The sequence below is a fragment of the Marinimicrobium sp. ARAG 43.8 genome (assembly GCF_050113635.1).
GTDB lineage: Bacteria > Pseudomonadota > Gammaproteobacteria > Pseudomonadales > Cellvibrionaceae > Marinimicrobium.
The window spans coordinates 1-15,804 of sequence record NZ_JBNJLT010000013.1 but is presented as its reverse complement, the minus strand read 5'-3'; the positions used below and the strand labels follow the sequence as shown (position 1 = coordinate 15,804).

13 protein-coding genes and 1 tRNA gene are annotated in these 15,804 nt (G+C 54.2%); all 14 read right to left on the bottom strand.

Translation table 11 applies throughout. The features are described 5' to 3' along the window. Positions 1-92, bottom strand: a 92-nt coding sequence (locus ACQCLF_RS15600) for a GTP-binding protein (RefSeq protein WP_018694456.1), incomplete at its 3' end; no start/stop codon positions are given. Between the two features lie 31 nt (positions 93-123). Then, complete coding sequence (gene fusA / locus ACQCLF_RS15595) at positions 124-2,247, bottom strand: elongation factor G (RefSeq protein WP_426988949.1); 2,124 nt, start codon at positions 2,245-2,247, stop codon at positions 124-126. Between the two features lie 96 nt (positions 2,248-2,343). Then, positions 2,344-2,814: a 30S ribosomal protein S7 gene (gene rpsG, locus ACQCLF_RS15590; protein WP_426988947.1), complete on the bottom strand. Its 471-nt coding sequence runs from the start codon at positions 2,812-2,814 to the stop codon at positions 2,344-2,346. Between the two features lie 144 nt (positions 2,815-2,958). Next, a complete protein-coding gene (gene rpsL, locus ACQCLF_RS15585; protein WP_024462568.1) occupies positions 2,959-3,330 on the bottom strand; it encodes a 30S ribosomal protein S12 in 372 nt (123 codons plus the stop codon). Positions 3,331-3,516: 186 nt separating this feature from the next. Then, positions 3,517-7,740: a DNA-directed RNA polymerase subunit beta' gene (gene rpoC, locus ACQCLF_RS15580; RefSeq protein ID WP_426988945.1), complete on the bottom strand. Its 4,224-nt coding sequence runs from the start codon at positions 7,738-7,740 to the stop codon at positions 3,517-3,519. Between the two features lie 93 nt (positions 7,741-7,833). Continuing rightward, on the bottom strand, positions 7,834-11,919 hold the full coding sequence (gene rpoB, locus ACQCLF_RS15575; RefSeq protein ID WP_426988943.1) for a DNA-directed RNA polymerase subunit beta: 4,086 nt from the start codon (positions 11,917-11,919) through the stop codon (positions 7,834-7,836). 243 nt (positions 11,920-12,162) lie between these two features. Then, positions 12,163-12,537 carry a 50S ribosomal protein L7/L12 gene (gene rplL, locus ACQCLF_RS15570; RefSeq protein ID WP_426988941.1) on the bottom strand — a complete coding sequence of 125 codons (375 nt, stop codon included), beginning with the start codon at positions 12,535-12,537 and terminating at the stop codon, positions 12,163-12,165. A 60-nt stretch (positions 12,538-12,597) separates the two neighbouring features. Then, positions 12,598-13,092 (bottom strand): 50S ribosomal protein L10, encoded by a 495-nt coding sequence (gene rplJ / locus ACQCLF_RS15565; RefSeq protein WP_426988939.1) that lies wholly within the window; start codon positions 13,090-13,092, stop codon positions 12,598-12,600. A 251-nt stretch (positions 13,093-13,343) separates the two neighbouring features. Continuing rightward, entirely contained in the window at positions 13,344-14,039 is a 696-nt protein-coding gene (gene rplA, locus ACQCLF_RS15560) for a 50S ribosomal protein L1 (protein WP_426988937.1), read from the bottom strand. Between the two features lies 1 nt (position 14,040). Continuing rightward, positions 14,041-14,472 (bottom strand): 50S ribosomal protein L11, encoded by a 432-nt coding sequence (rplK, locus tag ACQCLF_RS15555; RefSeq protein WP_426988935.1) that lies wholly within the window; start codon positions 14,470-14,472, stop codon positions 14,041-14,043. Between the two features lie 180 nt (positions 14,473-14,652). Further along, a complete protein-coding gene (gene nusG / locus ACQCLF_RS15550) occupies positions 14,653-15,186 on the bottom strand; it encodes a transcription termination/antitermination protein NusG (protein WP_426988933.1) in 534 nt (177 codons plus the stop codon). A 7-nt stretch (positions 15,187-15,193) separates the two neighbouring features. Next, on the bottom strand, positions 15,194-15,562 hold the full coding sequence (gene secE, locus ACQCLF_RS15545; protein WP_426988931.1) for a preprotein translocase subunit SecE: 369 nt from the start codon (positions 15,560-15,562) through the stop codon (positions 15,194-15,196). Between the two features lie 35 nt (positions 15,563-15,597). Continuing rightward, positions 15,598-15,673: transfer RNA gene (locus ACQCLF_RS15540), tRNA-Trp, on the bottom strand. Between the two features lie 58 nt (positions 15,674-15,731). Continuing rightward, the coding region (locus ACQCLF_RS15535; RefSeq protein ID WP_426988951.1) for a hypothetical protein at positions 15,732-15,804 on the bottom strand (73 nt) is incomplete at its 5' end.

The window sequence follows — 15,804 nt, the reverse complement described above, 5'->3', positions numbered from 1 at the left end:
GCCGCTGTCAGGGTGGTTTTACCGTGGTCCACGTGACCAATGGTGCCCACGTTGACGTGGGGCTTACTGCGTTCAAACTTTTCTTTTGCCACTGTCAGATTCCTCTAAACTTAAAATCGGAGATTAATCGTCGCTGCCAGACACTTTGCTCTTGGCGATGACTTCGTCGGCCACGTTACGCGGCGCTTCGGAATAGCCTTTGAACTCCATGGCGTAAGTTGCACGACCTTGTGTTGCCGAACGCAGATCCGTCGCGTAGCCGAACATTTCGGCCAGCGGCACTTCGGCATTAACAATCTTGCCAGAAACACCCTCATCCATGCCCTGAATCATGCCGCGACGACGGTTAAGGTCACCGACCACATCACCCATGTTTTCTTCAGGGGTTACTACCTCGACCTTCATGATCGGCTCAAGCAGTACAGCACCGCCGTTCTGCGCGAGCTTTTTGGTTGCCATAGAGGCAGCAATTTTAAAGGCCATCTCGTTGGAGTCAACATCGTGGAACGAGCCATCGTACAAAGTGGCCTTCAAGCCCAGCAATGGATAACCGGCCAAAACACCATTTTGCATCTGTTCGGAAATACCTTTTTGCACAGCCGGGATATACTCTTTCGGTACGGCACCACCTACGATTTCGTTAACGAACTCCAGACCTTCGGCATCTTCGTCTTGACCGGGCTCGAAACGAATCCAAACGTGACCGTACTGACCGCGACCACCAGACTGACGAACAAACTTACCTTCGATTTCACAATTATTGCGAATCGCCTCTCGGTAAGCAACCTGTGGCTTACCAATATTGGCCTCTACATTGAACTCGCGACGCATACGGTCAACGATGATGTCCAGATGCAGCTCACCCATGCCGCCGATAATGGTCTGACCACTTTCCTCGTCGGTGCGAACACGGAATGAAGGGTCTTCCTGCGCCAGCTTGCCCAGCGCCACGCCCATTTTTTCCTGGTCAGCCTTGGTTTTCGGCTCAACCGCCACGTGAATCACCGGTTCAGGGAACTCCATCCGCTCCAGGGTGATGATATTATTGGGATCGCACAGCGTGTCCCCTGTCGTCACATCTTTCAAACCGACCGCTGCCGCGATATCACCAGAGAGCACTTCTTTGATCTCTTCGCGGTTGTTGGCATGCATTTGCACCATACGGCCAACCCGCTCCTTCTTGTCTTTCACCGGATTGAAGACGGTGTCGCCGGAGTTCAGCTTGCCCGAATAAACCCGGAAGAACGTCAGAGTACCAACAAAGGGGTCAGTAGCAATCTTAAACGCCAATGCGGCAAACGGCGCTTCGTCATCCGCCTCGCGCGTCTCAACGGTGTCTTTACCGTCGTCCAGAATACCCTCGATGGCACGAACCTGGTTCGGGGCAGGCAGGTACTCAATAACCGCGTCCAGCATTGCCTGAACACCCTTGTTCTTAAAGGCTGAACCGCCCAGCACAGGCACGATTTCATTAGCCAGAGTGCGAGTGCGAATACCCGCCTTGATTTCGTCGTTGGACAGTTCACCCTCTTCCAGGTACTTTTCCATCAACTCTTCGTTGGCTTCAGCGGCGGCTTCCATCATGAACTCGCGCATTTCCGCACAGGTGTCTTTCAGGTCATCCGGGATTTCCGCATGACTGAAGCTCATCCCCAAGTCTTCTTCATTCCACAGGATGGCCTTCATCTCGATCAGGTCGACAACGCCCTTGAAATCTTCTTCAGAGCCAATGGTCATTTGCAGAGGAACAGCGGTAGCCCCGAGACGGGTTTTCAGCTGCTCAACAACGCGTATGAAGTTAGCACCGGTGCGGTCCATCTTATTGACGAACACCATACGGGGCACTTCGTATTTGTTGGCCTGGCGCCAAACGGTCTCGGTTTGCGGCTGAACACCGGAAGAGCCACATAGCACGACAACTGCGCCATCCAAAACACGCAGGGAACGCTCTACTTCAATAGTGAAATCCACGTGCCCGGGCGTATCGATGATATTGATACGGTGCTCGTCGAACTGCTGCCCCATACCCTTCCAAAAAGTGGTTACAGCAGCGGATGTAATAGTGATCCCACGCTCCTGCTCTTGCGCCATCCAGTCTGTGGTGGCAGCACCTTCATGGGTTTCACCCATTTTATGTGAGCGCCCGGTATAAAACAGAACACGCTCGGTCGTAGTGGTTTTACCAGCATCTACGTGGGCACAGATACCAATGTTGCGGTAGCGTACGATAGGAGTTTTACGTGCCACGACTGTCTCCCCAATTGCTAATTCATTAAAGCGGGAAAAGGCAGCCCCTTGGCTGCCTTCACCCTCTCAACGCTATCTGCGTTTGCGGCTCACGCCTTAGAAGCGATAGTGCGAGAAGGCCTTATTGGCCTCGGCCATACGGTGCACATCTTCACGCTTGCGAACCGCAGCGCCTTTGCCCTGGGAGGCGTCAATTAACTCACCCGCTAAACGCTGAGGCATGGATTTTTCGCTGCGTCCACGGGAAAAGTCTACCAACCAGCGCATAGCAAGCGCCGTACGACGACTCGGACGGACTTCCACCGGCACCTGATAGGTGGCGCCACCCACACGACGGGATTTTACTTCCACCAGCGGAGCGATATTTTCCAGCGCCTCGTCAAACACTTCGACCGGATCGCGCTTCAGTTTCTCTTCCACGGCTTCCAGAGCACCATATACAATGCGCTCTGCAACGGACTTTTTACCGCTAACCATTACGTGGTTCATAAATTTCGCCAGCGTTACATTGCCGTATTTGGGATCCGGCAAAATTTCGCGCTTGGCGACAACTCTTCTTCTTGGCATCTTAAATAGCCTCTCTTCAGGTTTTGTCTAAGACGACGACTCGCTGATTACACAGCCACTGTCGCGCTTAGCCTTACTCGGTTCGCGCCCGTAGGCGCCGCCGAAAACGCTTGGTACTCCGTTAGCCTTAAGCGGCCAAACGGCTTACTTGGGCCGCTTGGTACCGTATTTGGAACGGCCCTGCTTACGGTTGTTGACCCCGGAAGTGTCCAAAGAACCGCGCACGGTGTGATAACGCACACCCGGCAAGTCCTTCACACGACCACCGCGGATCAGAACCACGCTGTGCTCCTGCAAGTTGTGCCCTTCACCACCAATATAGGAAGACACCTCAAAACCGTTGGTCAAGCGCACACGACATACTTTACGCAGCGCCGAGTTCGGCTTTTTCGGTGTGGTGGTGTAAACGCGGGTACAAACGCCGCGCTTCTGAGGGTTGGCTTGCAGAGCGGGAACGTCGCTCTTTTGAACCCTGCGTTTTCTCGGCTTACGAACCAACTGGTTGATCGTTGCCATGAAAATAAACTCCACAAGTATAAAAACGCCTTCCCTAGGAAGGCTTGATGAAAGAGAGCGGAACCAGCCGCTCCCCACTTTGCAAAAAGCGGGTGGCGCATTGTAATGACACCCATCCCCTGCGTCAAGCGGGGTCAAGGCCATGCGCCACGCAGAGGTACTCAGGCTACCTCTGCCTCTTCTCCGTTAGCTGCTGGACTTCAGAGCCTCGGTCAGAGCAGCTTCCACGTCTTCTGCACTCACCCCTGAATCCGGGGCAGCCAAGGTGGCGTCGCGGCGGCGCTTACGCTCCGCGTGGTACGCCAGCCCCGTACCCGCCGGGATCAAGCGACCGACGACTACGTTTTCCTTAAGTCCTGAAAGCATATCTTTCTTGCCAGTCACAGCGGCTTCGGTCAGCACTCGCGTAGTTTCCTGGAACGACGCGGCCGAAATAAAGGACTCCGTCGCCAGAGAAGCCTTGGTGATACCCAGCAATAAGCGATCAAAACGCGCCGGCTGACGATCCTCTGAACGCAACCGCTCGTTCTCTTCCAGCACTGAACTGAGTTCTACTTGCTCACCCTTCACGAAGCTGGAATCGCCCATTTCACTGATTTCAACTTTACGCAACATCTGACGAACGATCGTTTCGATGTGCTTATCGTTGATCTTCACACCCTGCAGACGGTAAACGTCCTGAATTTCGTTTGTGATGTAATGGGCCAGCGCTTCGATCCCTTGCAGACGCAGAATGTCGTGCGGGTTGCTGGGTCCATCGGAGATCATCTCCCCTTTTTCGACCTTTTCGCCCTCGAACACATTCAACTGACGATGCTTGGGAATCAGCACTTCGTAATGGGTGGAACCATCTGGCAGCGGCTGCCCATCCGTCGGAGTAATGACCAAACGACGCTTGCCTTTCGTTTCCTTCCCGAAACTGACCGTACCGGAGATTTCGGCGAGAATCGCTGGCTCTTTCGGTTTACGGGCTTCGAACAAGTCCGCCACGCGCGGCAGACCACCGGTAATATCCCGGGTCTTGGAGCCTTCCTGCGGAATCCGTGCAATAACATCACCCACTTCGATGTCATTGCCGTCACCAATGCTCAGAATCGCTTTGGCGGGCAGCAGGTAATGCGCCGGCGCGTTGGAGTTCGCCTGGGTCAGTTCGTTACCGGCCTCATCAACCAGCGTCACAGCGGGACGCAAATCCTTACCCGCCGAGGGGCGCTCCGCCGTATCGAGCACTTCAATCGAACTCAAACCGGTCAATTCATCAGTCTGACGACGGATGGAAAGACCGTCCTCCATACCAGAGAAGCGAACTTTACCCGCCACTTCACTAACAATCGGGTGTGTATGCGGGTCCCATTTAGCGATAACCTGACCACCATCGACCTGATCGCCATCCTTCACGGTAATCACCGCGCCGTATGGAATCTTGTAGCGTTCACGCTCACTGCCAGCCGCATCGGCAATGGCAATTTCACCGGAGCGCGACACCGCTACCAGGTTGCCGTCTTTATTGGTGACAACCTTGACGTTGATCAAGCGGACTTTACCTTCCTGCTTGACCTGAACATTGTCGGCCGCTGACGCCCGGGACGCTGCACCACCAATGTGGAAGGTCCGCATGGTCAGCTGTGTGCCCGGCTCACCGATCGATTGAGCCGCAATAACACCGACGGCCTCGCCCTGGTTAACGCGATGGCCTCGAGCGAGGTCACGGCCGTAACACATGGAACAGACACCGTTGCGGGTCGCACAGGTGACCGGCGAGCGAACAATCACTTCGTCGATACCCATGGCTTCCACGCGCTCTACCCAGGCTTCGTCAATCATAGTGCCAGCAGGCACCAGAATTTCCTCGCTACCAGGGCGAACCACATCGCGCGCCACGATACGACCCAGGATTCGGTCGCCCAGCGATTCAATAACGTCGCCGCCTTCAATCACCGGTGCCATTTTCAGGCCTTCGTCCGTACCGCAGTCCGTCATGGTCACGACCAGATCCTGGGATACGTCCACAAGACGGCGGGTCAGGTAACCAGAGTTTGCGGTTTTCAGGGCGGTATCCGCCAAACCTTTACGCGCACCGTGCGTCGAAATGAAGTACTGCAGTACGTTCAAGCCTTCACGGAAATTGGCCACAATCGGCGTTTCAATAATTGAGCCGTCCGGACGGGCCATCAGGCCGCGCATACCCGCCAACTGACGAATCTGCGCTGGGGAGCCCCGCGCACCGGAATCAGCGTACATAAAGACGGAGTTAAAAGAGTCCTGCTCTTCTTCCTCGCCCGCTTTGTTTTGAACGCTTTCCTTACTGATACCTTCCATCATCGACTTGGCTACCAGGTCGTTGGCCCGGGACCAGATATCAATGACTTTGTTGTACTTCTCCCCTGCCGTTACCAAACCCGAAGCGAACTGGGTTTCGATTTCTTTCACCTCTTTTTCGGCACGACCAATGATGCCGGCTTTTTCTTCCGGGATCGTGAAGTCGTTAACACCGATGGAAGCACCGGACTTCGTAGAGAAGTCATAACCCATATACATCAGGCGGTCGGCGAAGATTACTGTAGCCTTCAAACCCACCACGCGGTAACAGAAGTTGATAACGCCTGAGATGGCTTTTTTGACCATTGCGCGGTTCACCTGCTCCAGCGGGATACCTTCCGGGGTAATTTCCCACAGCAGCATACGTCCCACAGTCGTGTCGACCATGCGCGTTTGGCGTTCCTTTTCACCTTCGGCACCGATCAGTGTTTCATTAACACGCACTCGAACACGAGCCTGCAGGTCCACTTGCTGGGAATAGTAAGCACGGGACACCTCCTGAACATCGGAGAACACCATGCCTTCACCTTTGGCATTGATGCGCTCGCGAGTCATCCAGTACAAGCCCAGTACCACGTCCTGAGACGGTACGATGATCGGGTCACCGGAGGCCGGGGACAGGATGTTGTTCGTGGACATCATCAGCGCGCGGGATTCGAGCTGAGCTTCCAGGGTCAGCGGTACGTGAACCGCCATCTGGTCACCGTCGAAGTCGGCGTTATAGGCCGCACAAACCAACGGGTGTAATTGAATCGCCTTACCTTCAATCAGCACAGGCTCGAACGCCTGAATACCCAAGCGGTGCAATGTGGGTGCGCGGTTCAGTAGAACCGGGTGTTCGCGAATCACTTCGTCCAGGATATCCCAGACAACCGCTTCTTCGCGCTCAACCATTTTCTTGGCGGCTTTAATCGTCGTCGCCAGGCCACGCAATTCCAGCTTGCTAAAGATAAACGGCTTGAACAGCTCCAGAGCCATTTTCTTGGGCAAACCACACTGATGCAGTTTCAGTGTCGGACCCACTACGATCACCGAGCGACCTGAGTAATCCACTCGCTTACCCAGCAGGTTCTGACGGAAGCGACCTTGCTTACCTTTGATCATGTCGGCCAGGGATTTCAGCGGACGCTTGTTGGAACCGGTGATCGCACGACCGCGACGACCATTATCCAGCAGCGCATCCACGGACTCCTGCAGCATGCGCTTCTCGTTGCGCACGATGATATCCGGAGCGTTCAGATCCAGCAGTCTTTTCAGACGGTTGTTACGGTTGATCACGCGACGATAAAGGTCGTTCAAATCAGAAGTCGCGAAGCGCCCACCATCCAACGGCACCAGCGGACGCAGATCCGGCGGCAGCACAGGCAATACTTCCATCACCATCCACTCAGGTTTGTTACCCGAGTGCAGGAAAGCCTCCAACAGCTTCAAGCGCTTGGAGAACTTCTTGATCTTGGTTTCGCTGTTGGTGTTCGGAATTTCCTCGCGCAAGCGATTCACTTCTGATTCAAGATCAATATCTTTCATCAAAGCCTGGATCGCTTCAGCACCCATCTTGGCTTCGAATTCGTCACCAAACTCTTCCATTGCCTCGAAGTACTGCTCATCGGTCAGCAGCTGGGCGCGCTCCAGAGTAGTCATGCCCGGATCAGTTACCACATAGGACTCAAAGTACAACACGCGCTCAATATCACGCAGAGTCATATCCAGCAACAAACCAATACGGCTGGGCAGCGATTTCAGGAACCAGATATGGGCGACGGGGCTAGCCAGTTCAATATGGCCCATGCGCTCACGACGCACTTTAGCCAGCGTCACTTCCACGCCACATTTTTCGCAGATGATGCCGCGGTGCTTCATGCGCTTGTATTTGCCGCACAAGCATTCGTAGTCTTTTACCGGGCCAAAAATTTTGGCACAAAAAAGACCTTCCCGTTCCGGTTTAAAGGTACGGTAGTTAATGGTTTCGGGTTTTTTCACTTCGCCGAACGACCAGGACCGAATCATCTCCGGCGAGGCCAGACTGATCCGGATGGAATCAAATTCTTCGACTTGTCCCTGGGACTTGAGCAAATTAAGTAAGTCTTTCAAGGCGTTTTCTCCAGTAAGCTCCAGTGGGCATCAGTGCGCGTTGTCCGCACAGCGGGGCCGATTACGGCCCCGCACCGGTAACGGGTGTAGGGGCTAGTCGTCTTGCTCCAGCTCCATACTGATCCCGAGCGAGCGAATCTCTTTCACAAGCACGTTGAAGGATTCCGGCATACCCGGCTCCATACGGTGATCGCCATCCACGATGTTTTTATACATCTTGGTACGACCCGCCACATCGTCCGACTTGACGGTCAACATTTCCTGCAGGGTATAGGCGGCACCATAGGCTTCCAGAGCCCAGACCTCCATTTCCCCGAAGCGCTGGCCACCGAATTGCGCCTTACCGCCCAGCGGCTGCTGAGTAACCAGGCTGTAGGAACCGGTGGAGCGAGCATGCATCTTGTCATCCACCAAGTGGTTCAGCTTCAGCATGTACATGTAACCGACCGTAACCGGGCGAGTAAACTTGTCACCCGTACGACCGTCATACAACACGCACTGGCCAGATTCCGGGAAGTCCGCCAATTTCAACAAGGCTTTAATTTCGTCTTCCTGAGCACCGTCAAATACCGGAGTGGCCATGGGAACACCACCAATCAGGTTGCGAGCCAGCTCCAGGATTTCCTCGTCACTGAAAGAAGCAAGATCTTCTTTGGTGAGCGAGTCGCCCGTTTTGTTGTAGACCTCTTCCAGGAAGCTGCGAATATCCTTCACCGCTTTCTGCTGCTGAAGCATGCCGTTAATTTTGTCGCCCAGACCCTTGGCGGCCATCCCCAGGTGGGTTTCCAGAATCTGGCCCACGTTCATCCGGGACGGTACACCCAGAGGGTTCAGAACGATATCAACCGGAACACCATTGTCGTCATAGGGCATATCTTCAACCGGCATAATGACCGAGATAACCCCTTTGTTACCATGACGTCCAGCCATTTTGTCGCCCGGCTGAATGCGGCGTTTGATCGCCAGGTATACTTTGACGATTTTCAAAACACCCGGTGCCAGATCGTCTCCCGTAGAGAGTTTGCGCTTTTTGTCTTCAAAGCGGTCATCAAGAATCTTACGACGTTCGATCAATTGAGCTTCGGCGGCATCCAGTTGCTCGTTCAGCGCATCTTCTGCCATGCGCAACTTGAACCACTGATCCCGCTCAATGCTGTCGAGTGTTTCTTCCGTCAGCACCTCACCCTTCTTAACACCTTTGCCAGAGGATACTTTCTGGCCGGTCAACGCCGCACGAAGGCGTCCGAAAATTGCACGCTCTACAATACGGTACTCTTCGTTCAGGTCCTTGCGAACCTCATCCAACTGGTCTCGCTCGATTTCGAGGCTACGCTGGTCTTTTTCCAAACCATCACGGGTAAACACCTGAACATCAATCACAGTGCCTTTGGTGCTCGCCGGAACCCGCAGAGAGGTATCTTTCACATCCGACGCTTTCTCACCGAAGATAGCACGCAGCAGTTTCTCCTCCGGGGTCAATTGGGTTTCACCTTTCGGAGTCACCTTGCCCACCAGGATGTCACCACCACCGACCTCAGCACCGATGTACACAATGCCTGACTCGTCCAGCTTGCTCAGCGCGCTTTCGCCCACGTTCGGAATATCGGAGCTGATTTCCTCACTACCCAGCTTGGTGTCACGGGCAATACAGGTCAGCTCCTGAATGTGGATACTGGTGAAACGGTCTTCCTGTACCACGCGTTCGGACACCAGAATGGAGTCCTCAAAGTTGTAACCGTTCCAGGGCATAAAGGCGATGCGCATATTCTGACCAAGCGCCAACTCCCCCATGTCCACCGAAGGCCCATCCGCCAGAATGTCCCCGCGTTCAACCACATCGCCCACATTGACAATAGAGCGCTGATTGATACAGGTGTTTTGGTTGGAGCGGGTGTACTTGATCAAGTTGTAGATGTCGACACCAGCGTCGCCGTCTTCAACCTCACCATCGTTCACCTTAATAACGATCTTGCTGGCATCGACGCTGTCGACCACGCCGCCATGACGCGCTACCACACACACGCCCGAGTCAGACGCTACATTGCGCTCCATGCCGGTACCCACCAGCGGCTTGTCGGCACGCAGAGTCGGGACAGCCTGGCGTTGCATGTTCGAGCCCATCAAGGCACGGTTGGCGTCATCGTGCTCCAGGAACGGGATCAACGCCGCCGCCACGGATACCACCTGGCGCGGAGAAACGTCCATTAACTGGACCTCTTCCGGGCTTTTCAGGTTGAACTCATTTTGGTGACGTACCGAAACCAGTTCTTCACACAGCTTTCCATTTTTATCAAGCTTGGCGGATGCCTGGGCAATCACATACTCGGATTCATTAATCGCTGACAAGAATTCAATGTCGTCCGTCACCTTGCCATCGATAACTTTGCGATACGGGGTTTCCAGGAAACCGTAACTGTTGGTCCGCGAGTAAGTCGCCAATGAGTTAATCAGGCCGATGTTCGGGCCTTCTGGTGTCTCAATGGGGCAGACACGGCCATAGTGAGTCGGGTGGACGTCGCGCACTTCAAAGCCCGCGCGCTCGCGCGTCAAACCACCCGGACCCAACGCCGACACGCGACGTTTGTGAGTCACTTCGGACAACGGGTTGTTCTGGTCCATGAACTGGGACAGCTGTGAAGAGCCGAAAAACTCTTTGACCGCCGCCGCTACCGGCTTGGCATTGATCAGGTCCTGAGGCATTAGTCCTTCGCTTTCTGCCATGGACAAACGCTCTTTCACCGCACGTTCAACACGCACCAGGCCAACACGGAACTGGTTTTCCGCCATTTCGCCCACTGAACGTACACGCCGGTTACCCAGGTGGTCGATATCATCGACCGTGCCCTGGCCGTTGCGAATGGAGATCAGGGTTTTCAGTACATCCACGATATCGTCGTTTGATAACGTACCTTCACCCGTTTCGTCTTCTCTCCCCAGGCGACGGTTGAACTTCATACGACCCACGTAGGAAAGGTCGTAACGCTCCTGGGTGAAGAACAGATTCTGGAACAACGCTTCTGCGGACTCTTTGGTCGGCGGCTCGCCCGGGCGCATCATGCGATAGATTTCGACCAGCGCTTCGAGCTCGGTGCGAGTCGGATCCAGGCGCAGAGTATCGGAAATGAACGGACCGCAATCCAGTTCATTGGTGTACAGGGTTTCAATGGTTGAAACACCCTGCTTGGCCAGCGTTTCCAGAATATCTTCAGTGATTTCAGCATTACACTCAACCAGCAGCTCGCCAGTTTCGTTGTCAATGACGTCTTTCGCCAGCGCACGGCCCAACAGGTACTCGGGCGGCACGATCATTTCATCAACGCCGGCCTTTTCCAGTTGCCGAATATGGCGAGCCGTAATACGGCGCCCTTCCTCAACCAACACCTTGCCTTTCTTGTCCTTGATATCAAACGTTGCGACGTCACCGCGCAAACGCGAAGGCACTACTTTGAAGAGAAACTGGCCATCGTCACCCATCTGGAATGAACTGGTTTCATAGAACATATCCAGCATTTCCTGGGAACTGAAACCCAGGGCGCGAAGCAGAATGGTGGCCGGCAACTTACGACGACGGTCAATCCGGACGTAAACCAAGTCTTTCGGGTCAAACTCAAAGTCCAGCCATGAACCACGGTAGGGGATTACGCGGGCCGAATACAGCAGCTTGCCGGAGGAGTGAGTTTTGCCCTTGTCGTGATCGAAAAACACACCGGGTGAGCGGTGTAACTGAGACACAATCACACGCTCAGTACCATTGATAACAAAGGTACCGTTTTCAGTCATCACGGGGATTTCTCCCATGTAGACTTCTTGTTCTTTGATGTCTTTAATCGCTTTGTTGGAAGAGTCGCGATCATAGATTATCAGGCGCACTTTAACGCGCAGAGGCACGGCGTAGGTTACGCCACGCAAAATACATTCGTTGACATCGAACGCCGCTTTCCCCAGGCTGTAGCTGACATACTCCAATGCCGCATTGCCGGAATAACTGACGATCGGGAACACCGAGCGAAACGCGGCGTGCAGCCCCATATCAGCCCGCTCATCGGGGGTAACATCTGCCTGGGCAAATCGTCTGTACGAATCCAGCTGAATTGCCAAAAGGTAAGGAACATCCATCACATGCGGCAATTTGCCGAAGTCCTTACGGATACGTTTTTTCTCAGTGTATGAGTAAGCCATCTGTAATCCCCAGCTTGTTCACGGATCGGGCTGATGCCGGAAGCGGGCCGCTTCGGGTCATCATTGCTCTACCCTGGACTAGCCGCTGTGCGCGGTAGCCAAACCATGACAGGCGCCTGACTTCAGGCACCAGCCACTACCCCGGTTTTAACCGACAACCGGAAACGGAAAAAGGCTGGCGGGCGAATGCCCACCAGCCCCGGCCCAAATCGTAATTTGGACAGACGAAGCACGAGTTCGATATTACTTGAGCTCGGCGGAAGCGCCAGCGTCTTCCAGCTTCTTCTTGGCTTCTTCAGCGTCTTCTTTGGAAGCGCCTTCTTTAACCGCTTTCGGTGCGTTCTCAACCATCTCTTTCGCTTCTTTCAAGCCCAGACCGGTGATTTCACGAACCGCTTTAATGACGTTTACTTTCTTCTCACCGATACCGGTCAGAACTACGTCAAATTCGGTTTGCTCTTCAGCAGCACCGCCAGCATCGCCGCCGCCAGGACCGGCAACAACGGCAGCAGCAGCGCTAACGCCGAATTTTTCTTCCATTGCAGAAACCAGCTCTACAACGTCTTTCACAGACATTTCCGCAATCGCTTCGATGATCTCGTCTTTAGTGACAGCCATGGTGCTATTCCTAATAATTTGAGCCCTCAGGCTCGTGGATTCAGTTGAAACGGCCGACGTTTACGCCGCTTCCTGTTCTTTTGCATCGCGAACGGCCGCAATTGTGCGAACCAGTTTGCCAGCAGCTGCTTCTTTCATCACGCTCAGCAGTTTAGACAGGGCTTCTTCGTACGTCGGCAGAGTCGCCAGTACGGAGAAGTCAACCTGCTCGCCTTCGAATGCGGCGAGTTTAATCTGCATCTGATCGTTACCTTTAGCGAACTCCTTGAGGATGCGGGCGCCCGCACCGGGGTGTTCGTTAGAGAACGCGATCAGGGTCGGACCCACAAAGCTCTCATTGAGACATTCGTAATCCGTACCTTCGAGTGCGCGACGGGCCAATGTGTTGCGAACGACTTTAATCCAAACGCCGTTCTCACGAGCCTCTTTACGCAGAGCAGTCATGTCGCTTACGGTAACGCCACGAGAATCGGCGACTACCGCAGACAGAGCGCTCTTCGCAGCTTCCTGGACTTCTGCGACAATCGCTTTTTTGCCTTCAAGTCCTAATGCCACGGGATTTCTCCTGCTTTTGACGGAAACGCTCATCGTAAGATGTTTGCTTCCATCGTTAACAACCAGCGCCAAACAGCATGGTTTGACACCATCGTACCGGTGATATTCTCTTCTCTGGCTAGGCCAGAGCCGGGTCCCACCATCTGCGTAGGCTGAACTATTAAGGCTACGCCTCTAAACGAGAAACCAGCCGCCTACGGTCTTTGACAGCCTGCGGACAAGCCGCAGACCCCAAAGTCTGTACCCCTGTCTTACACAGCCAGGGATGATTGATCAATCAGCAAGCCCGGACCCATGGTGGTGCTCAAAGAAATTTTCTTGAGATACACACCTTTGGCCGTTGCCGGCTTGGCTTTCTTCAGATCATTAACCAATGCTTCCAGGTTTTCCTTGACGGCCTGCGCGTCGAAGGACACCTTGCCGATACCGCCATGTACAATACCGCCTTTCTCCGCACGGTAGCGAACCTGACCCGCTTTGGCATTCTTTACGGCGGTTGCAACATCCGGGGTAACGGTGCCAGTTTTCGGGTTCGGCATCAGACCACGAGGACCGAGGATCTGACCCAGCTGGCCGACCACACGCATAGCGTCAGGGCTGGCCACAACCACATCAAAGTCCATTTGACCGGCTTTAACCTGATCGGCCAAATCTTCCATGCCTACCAGGTCTGCTCCGGCTTCTTTTGCGGCATCGGCATTTGCACCCTGGGCAAACACGGCAACACGTACGTCTTTGCCCGTACCGTGCGGCAGGGTTGTTGCACCGCGAACCACCTGATCAGATTTGCGCGGATCAACACCGAGGTTGATGGACACGTCAAAAGTCTCGGAGAACTTAACGGTAGACAACTCTTTCAACAAAACAACGGCGTCGTCGATACTGTACTGTTTGTTGCTGTCCACTTTTTCATTAATGGCGCGCTGGCGCTTGCTCAATTTAGCCATCTTACACGCCCTCCACATCAAGACCCATGGCACGGGCAGAACCCGCAATTGTACGTACCGCTGCATCCATATCGGCCGCAGTCAGGTCCGGCATTTTGGTAGTGGCGATTTCCTCGAGCTGTTCCCGAGTTACTTTGCCTACCTTTTCAGTATTGGGCTTACCGCTGCCGCTGGTAATGCCGGCAGCTTTCTTCAACAGGAACGATGCCGGGGGCGTCTTCATGGTGAAGGTGAAGCTCCGATCGCTGTATACGCTGATCACTACCGGAACCGGAGCGCCGGCTTCAATGCTTTGGGTCTGGGCATTGAAGGCCTTACAAAACTCCATAATGTTCACACCGTGCTGGCCCAGAGCAGGACCAACCGGAGGACTTGGGTTTGCCTTACCCGCTGCAACCTGCAGCTTGATGTAGGCGGTTACTTTCTTAGCCATAGTCAATTACTCCCACAGTTGGGTGTTAGCGCCTCAGGAAAGCGTTGGCAGTGCCTTCCGTCGCTGGCTCCCCTCTCCGACAAAACCTGACAGCCGGAGACACGAAAACCTTTCTTCGCCAAGAGGCAAAGAAAGGCAAAAATCTTAAGCCCTCCTGGCCATTGAGCCCCTGCCTCGGCCTCAGGTCTTCTCGACCTGCCCGAACTCCAGCTCAACCGGCGTGGATCGGCCAAAAATCAGCACGGCCACACGCAAACGGTTTTTCTCGTAATTCACTTCTTCGACTACGCCGTTAAAGTCATTAAATGGTCCGTCAATAACGCGCACCATTTCACCGGGCTCAAAAATCGTTTTTGGCTTCGGCTTTTCAATGGAGTCGTCTACTCGCTGCAGAATCGCTTCCGCTTCTTTTTCGGTAATGGGGGCGGGCTTGTCAGCCTTGCCGCCGATAAACCCCATAACGCGGGGAGTATCTTTTACCAAGTGCCAGGTATCGTCATTCAGCTCCATTTGAACCAGAACGTACCCAGGGAAAAACTTGCGCTCGCTTTTGCGTTTCTGGCCACCGCGCATCTCTACCACTTCTTCAGTGGGCACCAGAATTTCGCCAAACTGGTCCTGCATTTCGTGCAGATCAACCCGTTCTTTCAGAGACGCGGCCACTTTTTTCTCAAACCCGGAATAGGCGTGTACTACATACCAACGTTTAGCCATTTATCACCTACCCAATGATCAGCGAAGCGACCCAACCGAAGAAGGTGTCCAGAAGCCAGAGAATGATGGACATAACAACAACCACGGCGATCACGATAAGGGTCGTCTGATTGGTTTCCTGACGGCTCGGCCACACCACCTTGCGTAACTCGACCATCGATTCACGCATCAGGCGCCATAAGGCTGCGCCTTTGGCAGTCTGCAGCGACACCAGCACAGCTAGCGCCGCAACGACCAACAAGCCTAAAACACGATACAACAACGGCTCGGCTGAAAAGTGCGAGTTCCCAACAACCCCTACCGCGATCAGACCAAATACCAACAGCCACTTAAGCGGATCCAGACGGTATTCTTTGGCTTCGGCTTTTGTATTCATAGGCTTGAGAAACCTGAGTGCACTTTGCAGAATAATGGCAGGCCAGGAGGGACTCGAACCCCCAACAGCCGGTTTTGGAGACCGGTGCTCTACCAATTGAACTACTGGCCTGTAACTCTATGACGACAAGCAGGGGCGCAAGGCCCCTGCTTGTCACGTTACCGTAGACTTACTCGATGATCTTGGAGACCACGCCAGCGCCTACCGTACGACCGCCTTCACGAACCGCGAAGCGCAGACCT

Bases quoted from the DNA above. Each gene is read 5' to 3' on its own strand.
- rplL (WP_426988941.1), bottom strand. From the start codon at position 12,537: ATGGCTGTCACTAAAGACGAGATCATCGAAGCGATTGCGGAAATGTCT.
- rplK (WP_426988935.1), bottom strand. From the start codon at position 14,472: ATGGCTAAGAAAGTAACCGCCTACATCAAGCTGCAGGTTGCAGCGGGT.
- rpsL (WP_024462568.1), bottom strand. From the start codon at position 3,330: ATGGCAACGATCAACCAGTTGGTTCGTAAGCCGAGAAAACGCAGGGTT.
- secE (WP_426988931.1), bottom strand. From the start codon at position 15,562: ATGAATACAAAAGCCGAAGCCAAAGAATACCGTCTGGATCCGCTTAAG.
- rpsG (WP_426988947.1), bottom strand. From the start codon at position 2,814: ATGCCAAGAAGAAGAGTTGTCGCCAAGCGCGAAATTTTGCCGGATCCC.
- rpoB (WP_426988943.1), bottom strand. From the start codon at position 11,919: ATGGCTTACTCATACACTGAGAAAAAACGTATCCGTAAGGACTTCGGC.
- rplA (WP_426988937.1), bottom strand. From the start codon at position 14,039: ATGGCTAAATTGAGCAAGCGCCAGCGCGCCATTAATGAAAAAGTGGAC.
- nusG (WP_426988933.1), bottom strand. From the start codon at position 15,186: ATGGCTAAACGTTGGTATGTAGTACACGCCTATTCCGGGTTTGAGAAA.